Annotated in this window: 13 protein-coding genes; 7 read left to right on the forward strand and 6 right to left on the reverse strand. The window is 46.4% G+C overall.

Features of this window, described 5'->3' with window-relative positions:
• The first annotated feature begins 484 nt into the window (after positions 1-484).
• From ABD031_RS07210 to selD, 7 genes are all read left to right on the forward strand, one after another.
• Entirely contained in the window at positions 485-3,301 is a 2,817-nt protein-coding gene (locus ABD031_RS07210) for an outer membrane beta-barrel protein (protein ID WP_343849845.1), read from the forward strand.
• A 28-nt stretch (positions 3,302-3,329) separates the two neighbouring features.
• Entirely contained in the window at positions 3,330-4,073 is a 744-nt protein-coding gene (locus tag ABD031_RS07215) for a GLPGLI family protein (RefSeq protein ID WP_343849847.1), read from the forward strand.
• Positions 4,074-4,361: 288 nt separating this feature from the next.
• A complete protein-coding gene (locus tag ABD031_RS07220) occupies positions 4,362-5,531 on the forward strand; it encodes an ATP-binding protein (RefSeq protein WP_343849848.1) in 1,170 nt (389 codons plus the stop codon).
• A 339-nt stretch (positions 5,532-5,870) separates the two neighbouring features.
• Positions 5,871-10,160 carry a DNA polymerase III subunit alpha gene (dnaE, locus tag ABD031_RS07225; protein WP_343849850.1) on the forward strand — a complete coding sequence of 1,430 codons (4,290 nt, stop codon included), beginning with the start codon at positions 5,871-5,873 and terminating at the stop codon, positions 10,158-10,160.
• A gap of 133 nt (positions 10,161-10,293) precedes the next feature.
• Entirely contained in the window at positions 10,294-10,614 is a 321-nt protein-coding gene (gene trxA / locus ABD031_RS07230) for a thioredoxin (RefSeq protein ID WP_343849852.1), read from the forward strand.
• Between the two features lie 169 nt (positions 10,615-10,783).
• The gene (gene mnmH, locus ABD031_RS07235) at positions 10,784-11,818 is read left to right on the forward strand and encodes a tRNA 2-selenouridine(34) synthase MnmH (RefSeq protein ID WP_343849854.1); all 1,035 of its coding nucleotides are present in this window, start codon (positions 10,784-10,786) and stop codon (positions 11,816-11,818) included.
• Positions 11,808-12,851 (forward strand): selenide, water dikinase SelD, encoded by a 1,044-nt coding sequence (selD, locus tag ABD031_RS07240; RefSeq protein WP_343849856.1) that lies wholly within the window; start codon positions 11,808-11,810, stop codon positions 12,849-12,851. Before mnmH ends, selD begins: the two co-directional genes overlap by 11 nt.
• Here selD and ABD031_RS07245 read toward each other — a convergent pair.
• The 6 genes from ABD031_RS07245 to ABD031_RS07270 form a co-directional block, all read right to left on the reverse strand.
• The gene (locus ABD031_RS07245; protein ID WP_343849858.1) at positions 12,848-13,405 is read right to left on the reverse strand and encodes a DUF502 domain-containing protein; all 558 of its coding nucleotides are present in this window, start codon (positions 13,403-13,405) and stop codon (positions 12,848-12,850) included. The two genes, selD and ABD031_RS07245, sit on opposite strands and share 4 nt — an antisense overlap.
• Positions 13,406-13,484: 79 nt before the next feature.
• On the reverse strand, positions 13,485-14,114 hold the full coding sequence (locus ABD031_RS07250) for a 3-keto-disaccharide hydrolase (protein ID WP_343849860.1): 630 nt from the start codon (positions 14,112-14,114) through the stop codon (positions 13,485-13,487).
• A gap of 122 nt (positions 14,115-14,236) precedes the next feature.
• Positions 14,237-14,848: an NADH:ubiquinone reductase (Na(+)-transporting) subunit E gene (nqrE, locus tag ABD031_RS07255; RefSeq protein WP_343849862.1), complete on the reverse strand. Its 612-nt coding sequence runs from the start codon at positions 14,846-14,848 to the stop codon at positions 14,237-14,239.
• Positions 14,849-14,863: 15 nt separating this feature from the next.
• Entirely contained in the window at positions 14,864-15,547 is a 684-nt protein-coding gene (locus tag ABD031_RS07260; protein WP_343849864.1) for an NADH:ubiquinone reductase (Na(+)-transporting) subunit D, read from the reverse strand.
• Between the two features lie 30 nt (positions 15,548-15,577).
• Complete coding sequence (gene nqrC / locus ABD031_RS07265) at positions 15,578-16,333, reverse strand: NADH:ubiquinone reductase (Na(+)-transporting) subunit C (protein ID WP_343849866.1); 756 nt, start codon at positions 16,331-16,333, stop codon at positions 15,578-15,580.
• On the reverse strand, positions 16,320-17,522 hold the full coding sequence (locus ABD031_RS07270; RefSeq protein ID WP_343849868.1) for an NADH:ubiquinone reductase (Na(+)-transporting) subunit B: 1,203 nt from the start codon (positions 17,520-17,522) through the stop codon (positions 16,320-16,322). The genes nqrC and ABD031_RS07270 overlap by 14 nt, the downstream gene beginning before the upstream one ends.
• Between the last annotated feature and the right edge of the window lies 1 nt (position 17,523).

Raw genomic sequence — 17,523 nt, forward strand, 5'->3', positions numbered from 1 at the left:
TGGGATTATTGCAACCACAGGCATTTTTGAGGTCTTTTTTTAAGGTATTTGCGAAAATGACTTTTCCAAAGTTTACCTATCCTCGGTGTTTCACTAACAATATTTAACAGAGTAGTTACGCTATTTTTCGGAAATAATTAATATTATAGCAGTGTTAAAATGCTTCTCAGATTTATCATTTGGTAGCTGTTGATCAGTATTGAAACTTGATCAAAAGAATTTTTGAGTTCGTCAAGCATTGAGCACAGAAGAAGGAAGTGATTGACCTCTTTTTTTGAAGTCGCACTTCAGGGGTTTGTAGATGATTATGGCCATCAAAGGGCTGCAAAAGTGCTGCACCTATATTTTCAGTTTGGCCAGATTCATCCATTTTACATTCAATATTGAGCATGTCATCTAATGCAAAGATGCTATAGCTATGGTTTGGGAATGGAGTCTAGTTTTTGTCATTGAATATATAGTTGAAAAATATAACGCTGAAAAGATGAAATTTTTCCTTTCATTCCTTCTTTTGTTTGCCATCACTTTTGCTTCGCAAGCCCAATCCAAACTTACTATTCGGGGAACAGTGAAAGACACCACCAACCTCCCGCTCGACTACACCTCTGTGCTCCTCCTTAGTCCAAAAGACTCCGCCCTGGTGGCTTACACACTGACTAATAAAGCCGGAGAATACCAGTTCAAAAACGTAGATCGGCAACCCCTGCTCATCAAAGCTACCTATATGGGGCACCTACCCTTCCAAAAGGAACTGGCACTGCCGGAAGCAGATGTGTTGGAGGTGGAGGAGATTCAGTTAAAGCCTATCCTTCAGGAACTCTATGAGGTGGTGGTGAAAGCCGCCAAAGCACCGCTAATGATGCGTGGCGATACGCTGGAATACGATGCCAGCAAATTCAAAGTACCGCCTGGAGCGACTTTGGAAGACCTACTTCGCAAGCTGCCCGGTATGCAGATCGACAAGGATGGAAACATAATAGCACAAGGAGAACAAGTGCAGAAGGTAACGGTAGATGGCAGGCGTTTTTTCGGAGGTAATACCAAAATGGCCACACAAAACTTAAATGCCGAATCGATAAGCAAGCTCCAGCTATTTGATGATAAGTCAGAACAGTCCAAGCTCACAGGAGTGGAAGATGGAGTTAAGGAAAAAACCTTGAATGTGGAGTTGAAGGAAGACGCGAAAAAAGGAGGTTTTGGCAAAGTTTCCGCAGCGGCAGGTACAGATGAGAGATGGGCTGCAAATGCCTCATTTAATAAGTTTGATGACGTAAACCAATTTTCCGTCATCGGCTATGGCAACAATGTCAACCAATCCGGCTTGAGTTGGGATGACCTCCAAGAGTTTAAGGGTAGCAGTGCCTTCCAATTTGGCGACACCGGAGATTTTGGTTTTAATGGAAGTGGAGGAATAAATTATATAGTTTTTTCGGGAGGAGACAATGAAGAATCCTTCGAAATCCCCTTCAACAATCTCAACTCAGGATTTTCTAACAACCAGGCTATTGGCGTCAATTACAACTACCTGAAAGGCAAAAAGGATTTCAGTAGCAATTATTTCTATAGCCGTAGTGACCAAATCCTGGAGAGCGTCAATAGCAGAACCAACTTTCTAGAGGACAATTCATCCTTCACTTCCACTGACCAAAGTTTACAAAATAATATAGCAGGTCACCATCGGGTAAATCTTCGATTTCAAAATGAATTGGACAGCGCCAACACCATCACCATAAACGGCAAGGGAAGGCTAAGTACACTCACTACCTCATTGCTCAGCCATCAGGAGCTGATAAGAAGTAGCATGGAGCAAAGCCAAATGGATCGTAACAACCAATCAGACAAATGGTCAGGAGCTTTTCAAGGCACGGCAATCTATAGGCACAAGTTCAAAAAAAATGGGCGGAATTTTGCTGCGAGCATCAGTGACACCTATAGTAAAGCAGACCAGGATGGCACCCAAAAAGCCATCGTGGACCACATGAACTCTACCGATCCGAATACTTACTTCCAAAGCTTAGATCAAGTCATCCAGGCATTGAATGGATCAAACCTGATCAAGTCAAGCCTACTCTATGTCGAACCCATCAAGAAGATTTTCTTCTGGGAGACTTTCTACAATTTCAGCCAATCTAACAGCGAAACAAACCGACAGGTTTACGATGTGGAGAGAAGTGACGTAAGAGAGCTAAACCCTGAGCTCAGCCGATTCTTTGACAACAAAATCACCTACAACAGGTTTGGTTCCAGTTTCCGATATGCAAACAAAGGCTCTAACCTAAGCGTGGGACTAGCCGCATCCAACTACCGATTGAAAGGGCAATTTTCAGTGGTAGAAGACAGTGAGATCCTTGGCAGAGTAGACAAGAGCTACCTCAATTTCACTCCCAATGTATCCTATTGGAAAACCATGAAGGGCAACAAGCGTATCAATGCTAGCTATGCCATGGGGGTGACTCCGCCGAGTATTGCAGACCTCCAGCCGTACAAGGACATTTCCAATCCGCTCTATATCCGGGAAGGAAATCCTGATCTTGAGCCAGAAGTGTCCCATTCTTTCAATACCGGATACAACATGTATGACCCTGCGACCTTTATAAATTTCCGGTTCTCATTCAATGCTACACTCTATCAGAATCAGGTCGTTCAAAACCAGACGATAGACCCGGAAACCCTCGTCACCACCTATAAAGCAGGAAATGCAACCGGAGGGCAGCGTTTTTACCCTTATCTCGGTTTTGGTTTTCCCATCATAAAAACCAAGGCCAATGCATACCTATATGCAAATCCATCCTATTCCAAGAGCCTTTCCCTAATCAATTCCACCGAAACGGAGACCCATACATACAGCCATAACTTTGGGGCAAATTTAGACCTGACACCTCTGGAATGGCTAGGCCTCTATGCCGGATCATCGTTTCGCCTGAGCAAAACCAATTACGAGCAAAACCCAACCCAAAACCAGGATATCGTAAACTGGAGTGCATATAGTAATATGAACATCAAATTCCCCAAGGACTTCTATCTGGATGTGAAATTCAACTACAACCGATATAAAAACGAAAGCTTTGGATTTGACCAGAAAGTGCCTATTCTCAATGCATCCTTTTACAAACTACTCGGTGAGGCAAAAAAATGGGAAGTCAGACTTTCTGCCAATGACATCTTCAATAAAAATCAAACCATCAGTCAGTATGCCGGGCAAAACTACGTCTCCACTGGGAGAATTGAGACTTTGGCTAGATATTTCCTGCTCGGAGTGACCTACAACATGCGGGGAGTAGAAGTAAAAAGAAATAGATAGTTTAAACTGGCAGTCGACCTTTATAACAATGAAATCAAAAATTCTAAAAACCATTGTGCTGATCCTGATAAGCACAGGACTTAGAGCCCAAAATATCGTGGGTGAGGTAGAATACCGTTACAAAATTTTCTATGACAAAATCTATTCGAGCCTGCCCCACCTTACCCCGCAGGAAAGGGATAGGATCCAACTTTCCTGGGGTAATCCCGAGGGCTACAGTACCCGGATGAAACTCCAGTTTTGGCCCGAAAAGAGTCTCTATACCTTCGGCGCTCCCTATGAGGTACGCAGCTACTCTTGGCAAGTGGAAGACTATTTCATTGAAAACAATCTAGAAGAGCAAACCTATCTGAAGTACATGGATCAAATGGGCAAAACCTACATAGTCCGTGATAGTCTAAATGCTCCAAAATGGAGGGTAATGAACGAGATACGGGATATTCTCGGACACATGTGTATGAAAGCAGTGAGTGAAGACACTTTAAAAGGCCAAAAGATCACTGCTTGGTTTGCCTCTGATATACCGGTTCCCGTCGGGCCCGAAGAGCAATTCGGCCTACCGGGTTTGATTTTAGCCTATGACATCAACGATGGAATGCTGATCGTTGAAGCCGAGAAAATCACATTTGGCGAACCGGGAGAAATCATCACCCTGCCAAAAAAACTAAAAGGGAGGGAAGTATCGGGCACTGAATATCAGGATCTCGTCAAAGATTTTATCCAGACCTCCATCGAAAGCAAGCAAGCTTGGATGTGGGAAATCAGATATTGAGTACTACCATTTGGAAGACTATTTCAAGGAGGATTTTTTGAGACCAAAAAAGTGGTCTATATGCCTTGGGAGGATAAGAGCTAAACCTCTCCCTTTTCACCCTACCAGTTTTCTTACATTTTCGTAGAATCTCAAGGCAATTCTGTCCTGAAGGGCTCTATGGGGCTACTTTACAATTTTCAAATTATACAAATTCAAAATTTAACTTATGTAAGTTCAAAATACTTTCTATGTAAATTCAAAATTTAATCTTGAGGAATCACTTATTTCGAAGTAATTTTGTGAATCATGAATATGATCAACAGACAGATTTACAAGACAATACAGGATCATCAAAGCAACTATCCGATCCTGGCACTGACCGGCCCACGCCAGTCGGGGAAGACCACTTTGTCGAAAACACTTTTTCCTGATTATCGCTATGTAAGTCTGGAAAATCCCGACCAGCGTGACTTCGCTCTCAATGATCCCAACGGATTCTTGAAAGCATATGATGATCGGGTCATACTGGATGAAATCCAACAGGCTCCGGCGATATTTTCTTATCTCCAGACCCTCGTAGATAGTCGGCCAGACCGCATGGGAGGATTTATCCTATCGGGTTCCCAAAACTTCCATCTGATGGAACGAATCACTCAAAGTCTCGCGGGGAGAGTGGCGATTTTCAAACTTTTACCCTTGGATTTTAAAGAATTGAAAGAGGCCGAGCTCTTGGCGGATGATCCTTTGGATCAATTGATCCATGGATTCTATCCTGCTATGTACGATAGGAAGATTGCACCGAGTACCTTCTACTCAAATTATGTCCAGACCTATGTCAATCGGGATGTGACCCAACTGCTGTCTGTCCAGAACTCCCGACAATTTCAAAATTTCCTGGGCCTATGTGCAGCTCGGGCGGGCCAGCTGTTGAATTTGAGTGCATTGGCAACGGAGGCCGGAATCAGTCAGCCAACCGCAAAGGCTTGGCTTTCGGCATTGGAATCAAGCTACATCACGTTCCAACTCTATCCGTTTTATAAGAATTTCAGCAAAAGAATCGTAAAAACTCCCAAACTCTATTTTTATGATTCGGGTTTGCTTTGCCATTTGCTGAAAATCACCAAAAAGGAAACACTTCTAACCCATCCTATAAAAGGTGCTTTGTTTGAAAATATGCTCATCAGCGAATTCTACAAACAGATGCATCATGGATACCATCTGGAAAGTCCGTGGTTTTGGAGAGACAGCAATGGAAACGAAGTTGACCTTTTGCTGGACAAAGGCCAAACACTGGAAATCGTCGAAATCAAAGCCAGTGAAACTATCCTGACAAAAAACTTTGACGGATTGGCCAAGTTTGAAGACTTCTCAGATATGCCGGTGTCAAAAAAATCCTTGGTATATGCAGGACATCAAAATCAAAACCGGCTACAGGGAAGAGTTACATCCTGGCGTGATTTTTATGATTTCAAATGATCTTTCCTTATGGAATTTCGGAGGAATTGGAAAAAACACAGCCCAAGTGACAGGGCACCCAATTCTCCTTGTCTTCTCTGATGATTTAGAGATTGGATGGAAAAAAAACTTCCGCTATACCTACTAGGCCTCATGTATTGAGAGAGGTTTACCGACGATCTGTCATCGAGGCAATTACCTGAAAATTCACGGGTTAAATCGTCTATCAACCTAAAAATCAACGCCTTAATCTTAAAGCAAAGAGTATCAGAATTCTACGCGATTCTTTCCGACAATTCCTGCCAATCGGTTTTTTGCTCCCAAGATTAGCCCTAATTTGAAGCCTCATTTCCCGAAGCCATGTATATAATTTTTGATACCGAGACTACCGGTCTGCCCCGCGACTACAATGCTCCCATGTCCGATGTGGACAACTGGCCTAGGCTCGTGCAGCTTGCTTGGCAGCTCCATGATGCCAAAGGAAATCTACTCTCGCATCACAATTACATCATCCGGCCGGAAGGGTTTACCATCCCCTACAATGCCGAGAAAGTCCACGGAATCTCCACCAAGCGCGCTTTGGCCGAAGGTCATGAGCTCAAGCAGATCTTGGGGATTTTTGAAGGAGATGTGCAGCAGGCCAAGTTTTTGGTCGGACACAATATTGAGTTTGACATCAATGTGGTTGGTTCCGAATTTCTCCGAGCAGCGGCAACCATGCCGCTCACGGCTCCGCCGCTTGACACCAAAGACATCTCTACCGATTTTTGTGCGCTGCCGGGAGGTCGAGGTGGTAAATTCAAGTGGCCAACCCTGACCGAGTTGCACCAAAAACTCTTTGGAAAAGGTTTTGGCGACGCACACGATGCAGCCTACGATGTGGATGCGACGGCACGCTGTTTCTTTGGTCTCATCACTCAGGGAGTGCAGCCTCCGATCTCGGGGATTTCAGTTTCTGAAGTAATCTACGAAGCTCCGAAACTAGCCGAAGCGAACTTTGCACAGGCAAAAGACACGCAAAAAGCCGCTGCAAAAGACATCCTGAAACAAGCGGGAAAGGCAGACATTTCAGACCTGACGGATGTGCCTTTTACCCACCTGCACGTCCATAGCCAGTACTCAGTTCTTCAGGCAACTTCAGAGATTCCGGCGATGGTGGCTAGGGCAAAAAGTCTTGGCATGACAGCCATCGCCATGACCGATCACGGGAACATGATGGGCGCTTTCCACTTTGTCAAAGAAGCGATGGGCAAAGACATCAAGCCGATCTTGGGCTGCGAGTTTAACTTGTGTCGAGACCGAAAAAACAAGAGCAACAAGGACGACGGCTATCAAACGGTGCTTCTGGCCAAAAACAAGGCTGGTTATCACAATCTCGCCAAGCTGGCTTCCTACGCCAATATCGAGGGTTTTTACTATCTGCCTAGAATTGACAAAGCGCTGCTGGCGCAATACAAAGGTGACCTGATCGCGACGACCGGAGGACTTTGGGGTGAGATTCCATTCCTCATTTTGAATGTCGGTGAGACTCAGGCTGAGGAGGCTTTTGTTTGGTGGAAAGAGCAATTTGGCGACGACTTCTATGTCGAGCTTTCGCGCCATGGCATCCCCGAAGAAGAAAAAGTCAACGAAGTACTTCTGGATTTTGCCCGAAAATACGGCGTAAATTATTTCGCAGCCAACAACTCCTATTACACCGAAAAGACCGATGCACAGGCACACGACGTCCTGCTCTGTGTCAAAGACGGCGAACTCTTCGATAAACCTAAGAAATACATCGGTAAGCGTGGCCGGGAATTTCGCTACGGCTTTCCCAACGATGAATTCTACCTGAAAAGTCCTGTGGAGATGAAAAAGCTTTTCGCAGATCTGCCCGAGGCAATTGCCTGCACGCAGGAGATCGTAGACAAAGTCGAAGCCTACAAACTCGCCCGTGAGGTCTTGCTTCCGAAGTTTGGTATCCCAGCAGAATTCGTCCACGAGGAGGATGCCGCCGATGGAGGCAAGCGAGGTGAAAATGCCTATCTGAGGCACTTAACCTATGAAGGCGCCAAAAGACGCTATCCAGAGATTACCCCAGAGATTCAGGAGCGACTGGACTTTGAGCTGGCAACCATTCAGAACACCGGTTATCCGGGTTACTTTTTGATCGTACAGGATTTCATAGTGGAGGCGAGAAAGATGGGCGTGTCCGTCGGCCCCGGCCGTGGATCTGCGGCAGGATCAGCCGTGGCCTATTGCACGGGCATAACCAACATTGACCCCATCGAATACAACCTCCTATTCGAACGTTTTCTAAATCCAGACCGGGTTTCACTTCCCGATATTGACATTGACTTTGACGACGAAGGTCGGGGAAGAGTCATCGATTACGTGATCAAAAAATACGGTTCCAACCAGGTCGCTCAGATCATCACTTACGGCACCATGGCGGCGAAGTCTGCGATTCGTGACACCGCACGAGTGCTGAATTTGCCTCTTGCGGAAGCAGGAAGATTGGCGAATCTCGTGCCGGACATCAAGTTGAAATCGCTTTTTAGCCTACAGGGAAATCGGGCGGCCATCGCTGACAAACTCAAAGATCAGGCGGAAATGATCGCGAAAGCGGACGAACTAATCCGCATCTCGAAAGGGCACGACGAATCCGCCAAGACAATCAATCAAGCTGCCATGCTTGAGGGATCGGTGCGAAATCTCGGCATACACGCCTGCGGGGTGATCATCACACCTGACGACATCACAAATTTCGTCCCGGTGGCTTTAGCCAAAGACTCTGAGATGGTTTGTACCCAATTTGACAACTCGGTCGTGGAATCCGCCGGTTTGTTGAAGATGGACTTTTTGGGATTAAAAACACTCACACTCATCAAGGATGCAATCAAGATCGTGAAGGAACGACACGGAATCCAACTGGATGCAGATGTGTTCCCCATCGATGATGTGGTGACCTATGAGCTTTTCCAGCGTGGCGAGACAGTCGGCATTTTCCAATATGAATCTGCCGGGATGCAGAAATACATGCGCGAACTAAAGCCGACGGTTTTTGCGGATTTGATCGCCATGAACGCACTGTACCGTCCAGGGCCGATCGCTTATATCCCTTCTTTTGTCAAAAGAAAACACGGGACCGAGCCGATCACCTACGATCTGGACGACATGAAGGAATACTTGGAGGAAACCTACGGTATCACGGTTTACCAGGAACAGGTCATGCTTTTGTCCCAAAAACTGGCAGGTTTCACCAAAGGTGAGGCCGACGTTTTGCGTAAGGCGATGGGTAAAAAGCAGAAGGACGTCCTAGACAAGATGAAGCCGAAGTTCGTGGCGCAAGCTTCGGCAAAAGGCCACGATGCCAAGCGGCTGGAGAAAATCTGGACGGACTGGGAGGCCTTTGCGTCCTATGCCTTCAACAAATCCCACTCGACTTGCTACGCCTGGATTGCCTACCAGACTGCCTACCTCAAGGCGCACTATCCGGCGGAGTACATGGCTTCTGTGTTGAGCAACAACATGAACGATATCACGCAGGTGACCTTTTTCATGGAAGAGTGTAAACGCATGGGGATCAAAGTGGCCGGCCCGGATGTGAATGAATCCAAGGGCGGCTTCACGGTCAACAAAGCCGGCGAAATCCGGTTTGGAATGGCCGCCATCAAAGGCGCCGGTTCCGCCGCCGTAGAGGAAATCATCATCGAGCGGGAGAAAAACGGCCCGTACAAAAACATTTTCGACTTTGCGAAGCGAGTCAATTCCAGGGCTTTGAATAAGAAAACCATGGAAGCGTTAGCCATGGCAGGAGCTTTTGATTGCTTCAAAGAACACCACCGACGACAATATTTAGAAGCCCCGGACAATGATCTCTCATTAATCGAAAAGGCCACCAAATATGCCCAAAAAGTGCAGCAAGAGGAAGATAGTGCTCAAGTGAGTCTATTCGGCGGCGGCAACGGCAACATGGAAGTGCCGCTTCCTTCGGTCGCGCCCATGGAGCCTTTTTCCCAGATTCAGCAACTCAATATTGAAAAAGATGTCGTCGGCCTATTCATCTCCGGCCATCCCCTGGATGAGTTCAAGCTTGAGATCGAGGCTTTTACCAATACGGCCTTGCCTGCTTTGACCGATCTTGACGGTCTCAAAGGTAAATCTGATCTGAAGTTGGCCGGATCGGTTAGTTCTTTTGCACACCGCACCACCAAAAATGGAAAACCTTTCGGCACCCTCACCTTGGAAGACTACGCAGGTTCTTTCACCTTCTTCCTGTTTGGAGACGACTACGTGCGATTCAAAGAATACTTCATGAACGGATGGTTTGTCTTTCTCTCCTGCGCAGTCGCACAGAAAAAATGGGGTGGAGACAATGAACTGGAAGTGAAAATCAACAGCATGATGCTCCTCAGCGAAGTGCGTGGCAAGATGATCAAAGGCCTGCGGATCAACATTGACTTGGATAATCTAACTCTAGATCTGATGGAAAAACTTGAGGCCATCACGACCAAATACAAAGGAGACGCCAAGCTCTACATTGATGTGATCGACCGAAAGGAAAACATCGCGCTAGAGCTTTTCTCCAAGCGATTCGCCATCGACCCGAGCGCAGACATGATCAGGGCACTAAAAACCCTTCCGGAAGTGGTGTATAAGGTTGTCTGAGGCAATCGCTTTGAAGCCATTGTTTTTGGCAATAGGTGATTGACAAAAATTTACCGTCGGTAGGAACTTATTAGTCTTCAATCCACTTTTGCAGATATATTTGAAAAATCGAAATAAATAAACCAAGGATAAAATGGGAAATGCAGTAGAAATCACCGACGCAAACTTTGAAGAAATCATCGCTGGAGATCAACTAGTTATGGTTGACTTCTGGGCAGAATGGTGTGGTCCGTGTAAGATGATCGGCCCCGTGGTCGAGCAACTGGCCACCGAGTACGATGGCAAAGCCGTAATCGGCAAAGTTGATGTGGATGCCAATCCTGCTGTAGCACAGGCTTTCGGGATTCGCTCCATTCCTACTTTGTTGTTCTTCAAAGGCGGTCAAATCGTAGACAAACAAGTGGGCGCAGTGCCAAAAACAGTCTTGGCTCAAAAGCTAGACGCACAACTTTAAATCTTAATTCCACATAGATTGGAAGGCCGCAAAGCTAACTTTGCGGCTTTTTTCATGCCCTTCAATAAGCTCTATTGCAGGTTTGCGACCAAACCCTTCGAAAGTTTTCCTATTTTCAGGTCTGAGGGGAAGTTCCCCAATCTTTGAAAACACTAACTCCACACCCCAGATGGCCGAGCGACTGATTTCGCTGGATGAATTTTGGACTTTGCGAAAAACAATCCCGATGATTGATGCGCGAAGCGAAAGTGAATTTGCGCAAAGCAAAATCCCCGGAGCAATCAATCTGCCGATTCTCAACGATGAAGAGCGCATTGTGGTAGGCACGCTCTACAAACACGATGGAGCAGAAAAGGCGACCATGAAGGGTTTTGAGTTAGTTGGGCCACGATTTCATGAGATCCAGAATGCAGCCCTAAAACTATTTTCAGAGAAAAAAATAATCCTCTATTGCTGGAGGGGCGGGATGAGAAGTCAGATTTTAACTTGGCTGCTAAGCATGGTTGGCTTCGAAGTTTACCGACTCATCGGTGGCTACAAAGCCTATCGGACGTTTACTTTCGCCGAAGTCAGGAAAGAACGCAACCTGATCGTCTTGGGCGGAAAAACTGGAGTAGGGAAGACCGTTTTGCTCAAATCGCTTCGGGGAAAAGGCGAACAAGTCCTCGACTTGGAAGGCCTCGCCAATCACAAAGGATCGAGCTTCGGTGCGATAGGGATGCCGCCTCAGCCATCTGCGGAACAGTTCGAAAACCTGATGGCCGAACAGCTACTCGCATCGGATCCTGCGGTGCCACTTTGGGTCGAAAACGAAAGTCGCAATATCGGCAGAATTACGCTGCCGGATTTATTCTTTGAACAGATGGGAAAAAGCCTTCTCATTGATATTCAAAAGCCGGACGCTGAGCGAATCACCCATATCAACGAGGAATATGGAAAACTCCCAATCGAAGAATTGATCTCGGCGGTCAACCGGATCAAAAAGCATCTGGGCGGACTGCGAACCCAAGCAGCCGTCGAGGCGATCATCGCAGACGAACCTGAATCCTGGATTTCCAATCTGTTGATCTACTATGACAAAACCTATGAATTTGACCTTGCCAGGCATGAGAAAGGAAAAAAAGTCGTCGCGGATCTGGGAGAAAAAACCCTCGACGAGCAACTCGAACTTTTACTGAACATCAAAGACCAATATGACAACTAATCTCCCTACCCGACTCACCGAATGGAGTGAAGGATCAGGCTGCGGCTGCAAGATCGCACCTGCCATACTGGATCAAATCCTGAACGCAAGTGGCTCTTTTTCCCAGAAAGATCCCCGCCTACTTGTCGGAAACTCCACCAAAGATGACGCGGCGATCTATCAGGTTTCGGATGATTTAGCTGTGATCAACACGGTTGACTTCTTCACGCCGATCGTCGATGACCCGTTTGATTTTGGCAGAATCGCCGCAGCAAATGCCATCTCAGACGTCTATGCGATGGGCGGAAAACCGGTCTTTGCCAATGCGATATTGAGCTGGCCGGTGGAGAAACTAGCTCCGGAACTGGCAGCGAAAGTGCTTGAGGGCGCAAAATCTATCTGCAAAACAGCAGGCATCGAACTCGCAGGAGGTCATTCGATCGCAGCAAAAGATCCGATCTTTGGTCTTTCTGTCAACGGGATCATTAATCCCCGCAAGATCAAAACCAATGGAGGCAGCCAAAGCGGTGACTTGCTTTTCCTCACCAAACCCTTGGGAATTGGTGTCTTGGCCACTGCGCTGAAACGGCAAAAAATACAGGAACAAGACTATCTCAATCTCGTCGATACGGCTTGTCGATTGAATGCGATTGGTACAGTCCTTGGTAATCACGAAGAGGTTCATGCGATGACCGACGTGACGGGTTTCGGGCTTTTGGGTCACCTGATCGAGATGGCCGATGGAGCCGGACTTTCCGCCCAACTTGAAATTGACAAACTTCCACTGATCGAAGGAATCCAAGAGTACATTAACCAGTTTATTTTCCCAGACAACACCTACCGCAACTGGAATGGGTACAGCGCAAAATCCAAAGGCGTGGTGGGAATGGACCTGGTCAAGCTCTGCGACCCTCAGACAAGCGGAGGGCTACTGATCTCCGTCGCACCCGAAAACAAAGCCTGGTTTGCAGAGACCATGAACCTTCACAACCAAGTAATATGGGAAATCGGACGGTTTGTGGACAAGGGAGATTTTGTCGTTGAGGTGGTTTAATGCTCCAAAGGAGACACCCCTCCGGAAACCATAAACTTCATAACGTCGGAGCTTTTCACCCCTTTCAAGGGAGTCACCAACTCGCGCTTCACCAGAAAAACATTTCCCGAAACATTGTAGCTATGGGGAAAATAAACGGCGACCAGATCCGGCTTGCCGATAATGCTCAAATCTTCCTGGGTCAAAAAGCCAAGTCTGGATACTGTTTCGCTCACTTGTACGATCACTGGCGAGCTGAATTTTTTCTTATCTCCTACGAAGGCACTCATCAGATCCTTGATGCTAGTATAAAGCAAGCTGACGAGCGGGATTTTGAAAAGCCCTCGTTCGAACCATTCAAACAGGGGTTTGGTAAAGAACAAGCTTGCCAGATATCCGGCAAAAGTGATTAAACCGATAACCATCAGAATCCCGATACCGGGAAATGGCACGGGAATTAATCCATCCACAAAAAAGAAAATCGTATAGATCACATAGCAGGTGACTGCCAAGGGTGTCAATACAAGAAGGCCTCTGAAAAAATAAGATAGGATGCGATTGTAGGTAAATTTCATTGTAGCTGATTTCCCACAAATTTGGCAAAAAAAATGCCCGATCTTCCGATCAGGCAGTTTATTGTGGATTACCAGAAAATCAATCCAGCAGTTTTACTTTAACACTTTTATAATAGATCACGCTTTTGGGGTCATGTGCCTGCAGCGCAACGGTTCCGTGATCGGCCTTTTTAGTGCCTAGATCACCTTTGCGGTTTTCATCCTTGGACTGGTCATACACGTTGATTGTTTCGCCATTGATCTTTACCGTCACCACGTTATCCTTGATAATAATATGCTCAGTGTACCATTCTCCGTCTTTGACATAGACATCTTTTACGTCTTGAAAGGAATAAACGCTTCCGGTCTTTCTCCAATCCGCATGGCTCTGATTAACCTGGATTTCATACCCGACACTTGGCCAGCCGTCAGCCTGATAGGTCGTATGAACAAAGATTCCGGAATTTGCTCCAGGCATAGTCTTCACTTCGGCAATCACTTCGAAGTTTTTGAAATCGTGATTTCCAACAGGTCCGTCATAAAAGAGATGGGCACGAGGTCCGGCCACTTTAATCACCCCATCCTCCACTGTGAAAGAAGAAGGACTGTCAGTTGTTAACTTCCAGCCATCCAGATTTTTTCCGTTGAAAAGTTCCACCCAGTCTCCATTTTGAGGGAAAGCGGCAATAGAGAAGAAGCATAGGACGAGCAATGCAAATAGTTTTTTCATGTGTTTTGGGCTCTAGGTTATTGAGTCTTTAAGATAAAAAGTCTGAGATGAAATACGACTACCATTGAAAACAAAAAGGCTCTGAAGAAAACTCCAGAGCCCTTTCTTTAGCGATTTTCCAATTAAAGATCGATGCCCATGAAAGACATGAAAGCAATGCCCATCAAACCTGTCAAAAGCATGGTGATGCCCAAACCTTTCAGGCCGTTTGGCACAGCCGAATATTTCAATTTTTCTCGGATAGCTGCCAAGAGTACAATAGCAAGCATAAATCCCAGACCCGATCCAAATCCATAAACTGCTGACTCAGCAATCGTGTAGTCTCTCTGAGCCATAAAAAGGCAACCACCAAGAATCGCACAGTTCACCGCGATCAGCGGAAGGAAAATACCCAACTGTCCATAAAGTGCCGGGGAGAATTTCTCAATGATCATCTCTACCAACTGCACGATACCTGCGATGATGGCGATGAACATGATGAATCTCAGAAATGACAAATCAATCGTGGCCAAGCTCGCTGATACCCACGTCAGGGCGCCTTCTTTGAGCACGAATTCATTCAACACCCAGTTGAATGGAACTGTCACGCCAAGAACGAATACAACAGCTGCACCCAATCCAATGGCGGTACTTACTTTTTTGGATACGGCAAGAAACGAGCACATTCCAAGGAAGTAAGCGAAAATCATATTGTCGATAAAAATCGACCGAATACCAAGGCTAAATAATTCCATCTTTCTATTCCTCAATTAATGTTCAACATATCCTGTCTTGGTACGCTGTACCCAAACAATCAGTCCAAGAATGATAAAAGCTCCAACTGGAGAAACCATCAGACCATTCGTAGCAAGCTGAAAATCAGGCCCGAATAATCCAGACACAAACTCAAACACTTCGATACCAAATACTGATCCCGAACCCCAAAGTTCTCTGAAGAAGGCTACAGTCAGGATGATCCAAGAATATCCCAAGGCGGAACCCAATCCATCGAGCAGAGAATCATACGGCTTGTTGCCCATGGCAAAAGCTTCCAGCCGTCCCATTACGATACAGTTGGTGATGATCAATCCGATAAATACAGACAATTCCTTGTACATATCGTAAGAGAAGGCTTTGAGCAACTCACTGACCAAGGTTACCAATGTGGCGACTACCGCCAGTTGTACGATAATTCGTACTCGCGAAGGAATCGTGTTTCTCATCAGTGAAATCACCACGTTTGCCAAGGCGATTACAAAGGTCACGGAAATTGCCATAACCAAAGTTGGCTTCATTTGAGTAGTTACCGCCAATGCGGAGCAAATCCCCAATACCTGGATGGTAATCGGGTTTTCATCTACCAAAGGATCCGCAACCAATTTTTTTCTTCGCTTGGAAAGCATGGCCTCAGCCGGCTTCTTAGCGATCGCATTTTCTAAAGTTTCAGCACTCATTTTATTTGAATTTGGTGAGTTGAAGATGATTTAAAGACCAGCTACTGCTGATGAAGCCGACTTTGATTTGATGTAGGCTTCATAGTTTCCCAAGTAGGCTTTGAGCATATTGTTCACGCCAACTGCGGTGATGGTCGCGCCAGACATTCCATCAACCTTATGTGGATCAGAAGAATAGTCTTTACCCTCGCCCTTCATCATTTGTACAGCGACCAGTGAGCCGGACTCATCGAAGATGCTTTTGCCAACGAAGCGGCTCTGCACTTCAGATTCGGTGATTCTGGCCCCCAATCCCGGAGTTTCTCCCGCATGTGCAAGGGTAATTCCAGCGATCGTGTCCATATCGGTTTCCAAAGCGATATATCCCCAAATAGCGTCCCATAGTCCAGCTCCATAAAGCGGAAGGACGTATGACTTTACGTCAGATGGGTTACCTTCCGCATGGTAGATGAATACCGGATAGGCTCTTTCATCAGCCGGCTTTTTGTAGTCTTTCGCGATGTCAACTTTCTCGGCAGTGACACCTCCCTCGGTGATTTCTTTACCATTGATATCCACGACTGTGGCGGAGATGCTGTTTGCATAAAACTCATTAACCTGATCAGGGGTCATCGCGGCTATTTCCGCACCATCGATCACTGCGCCCAAGATCTGCTTTTTCTTATCCAAAGCGATCGCTTCCTGCTGTCTTGGGCCCAAGAGCTGAGCCGAACCTGAGAGCAAAAGCCCCAGGATAATAGTCAATACAGCGGAATAAACAATTACATAAGTATTAGACTGTTGCACGTTGTAACCTCCTTGTTTTGTTAGCTTTTACTACATAATAATCAATCAACGGTGCTACGACGTTCATGAACAAAACGGCAAGCATGATCCCTTCCGGATAGGCAGGATTGGTTACCCGGATAATGATCGTGAATACCCCGATCAAAAAGCCGTATATCCATTTCCCCGTTTCTGTCTGAGCAGCAGATACCGGATCAGTCGCCATAAAGACAATACCGAAGGCTAAGCCGCCCATTACCCAATGGTATTCCGGAGGCAAAGCCATGTATTCATTTACTGCCAAAAGATTCATCACCAATCCCATCACATAGGCACCTGCGAAACCGGAGACAATGATCTTCCAGCTTCCTACGCCTGTAGCGATCAGAATTGCCGCACCGATCAGACACATCAAAGTAGAAGTCTCACCGATGGATCCCGGAATCCAACCCATAAACATATTGGAAAGACTGTACAGCCCGTCTCCGATGGCCGAATTGTGTTCGTTAAGCGCCTCGACAGCACTCACTTCCTGAACTCCCGCATTGTACGCTACAGCCAAAGCGGTAGCACCGGAGAATCCGTCCACGGCAGTTTTTTCACTCAAATAAGTCCAAACCTGATCACCGGAAATATTGGCCGGATAGGCAAAGTATAAGAATGCCCGCGCAGTCATCGCCACGTTTAGGATGTTCATACCTGTACCTCCAAATACTTCCTTACCGATCACCACTGCAAAAATCGTCGCCAAGGCAACCTGCCAAAGAGGAACAAACGGAGGCATCACCAAGGCAATCAGCATCCCGGACACCAAGTATCCTTCGCTGATCGGGTGATTGCGCACCACGCAGAAGATAAATTCAGTCACCAAACCAACGCCGTAGGTTACTATCAAGATCGGCAATACCGACATCATCCCGAAGAGCGCCTTGTCCAATAAGGTTGCTTCCTCACCTACCGCCAAGAAGTGCTGCTCGCCAACATTGAGTATACCGAACAACAATGCTGGGATCATCGCGATCACTACGGTAATCATCACACGCTTCAGGTCAGTCGCATCTTTAATCTGCGAACCTTTGGCCTTCGTGATCAAGTCGGGTGCGAAAACAATGGTTCTGTGCCCCTCATACAGGGTATGAAACTTTTCCCACTTTCCGCCCTTTTCAAAGTTCGGTTTTAGATCGTCGAAGAGTTTTTGTAATACCTTCATA

This window comes from Algoriphagus jejuensis, assembly GCF_039523455.1.
Classification (GTDB): domain Bacteria; phylum Bacteroidota; class Bacteroidia; order Cytophagales; family Cyclobacteriaceae; genus Algoriphagus; species Algoriphagus jejuensis.

What these genes read in the sequence shown, in the direction of transcription:
- ABD031_RS07210 (WP_343849845.1), top strand. Translation starts at nt 485, where the DNA reads ATGAAATTTTTCCTTTCATTCCTTCTTTTGTTTGCCATCACTTTTGCT.
- ABD031_RS07215 (WP_343849847.1), top strand. Translation starts at nt 3,330, where the DNA reads ATGAAATCAAAAATTCTAAAAACCATTGTGCTGATCCTGATAAGCACA.
- ABD031_RS07220 (WP_343849848.1), top strand. Translation starts at nt 4,362, where the DNA reads ATGAATATGATCAACAGACAGATTTACAAGACAATACAGGATCATCAA.
- dnaE (WP_343849850.1), top strand. Translation starts at nt 5,871, where the DNA reads ATGTATATAATTTTTGATACCGAGACTACCGGTCTGCCCCGCGACTAC.
- trxA (WP_343849852.1), top strand. Translation starts at nt 10,294, where the DNA reads ATGGGAAATGCAGTAGAAATCACCGACGCAAACTTTGAAGAAATCATC.
- mnmH (WP_343849854.1), top strand. Translation starts at nt 10,784, where the DNA reads ATGGCCGAGCGACTGATTTCGCTGGATGAATTTTGGACTTTGCGAAAA.
- selD (WP_343849856.1), top strand. Translation starts at nt 11,808, where the DNA reads ATGACAACTAATCTCCCTACCCGACTCACCGAATGGAGTGAAGGATCA.
- ABD031_RS07245 (WP_343849858.1), bottom strand. Translation starts at nt 13,405, where the DNA reads ATGAAATTTACCTACAATCGCATCCTATCTTATTTTTTCAGAGGCCTT.
- ABD031_RS07250 (WP_343849860.1), bottom strand. Translation starts at nt 14,114, where the DNA reads ATGAAAAAACTATTTGCATTGCTCGTCCTATGCTTCTTCTCTATTGCC.
- nqrE (WP_343849862.1), bottom strand. Translation starts at nt 14,848, where the DNA reads ATGGAATTATTTAGCCTTGGTATTCGGTCGATTTTTATCGACAATATG.
- ABD031_RS07260 (WP_343849864.1), bottom strand. Translation starts at nt 15,547, where the DNA reads ATGAGTGCTGAAACTTTAGAAAATGCGATCGCTAAGAAGCCGGCTGAG.
- ABD031_RS07270 (WP_343849868.1), bottom strand. Translation starts at nt 17,522, where the DNA reads ATGAAGGTATTACAAAAACTCTTCGACGATCTAAAACCGAACTTTGAA.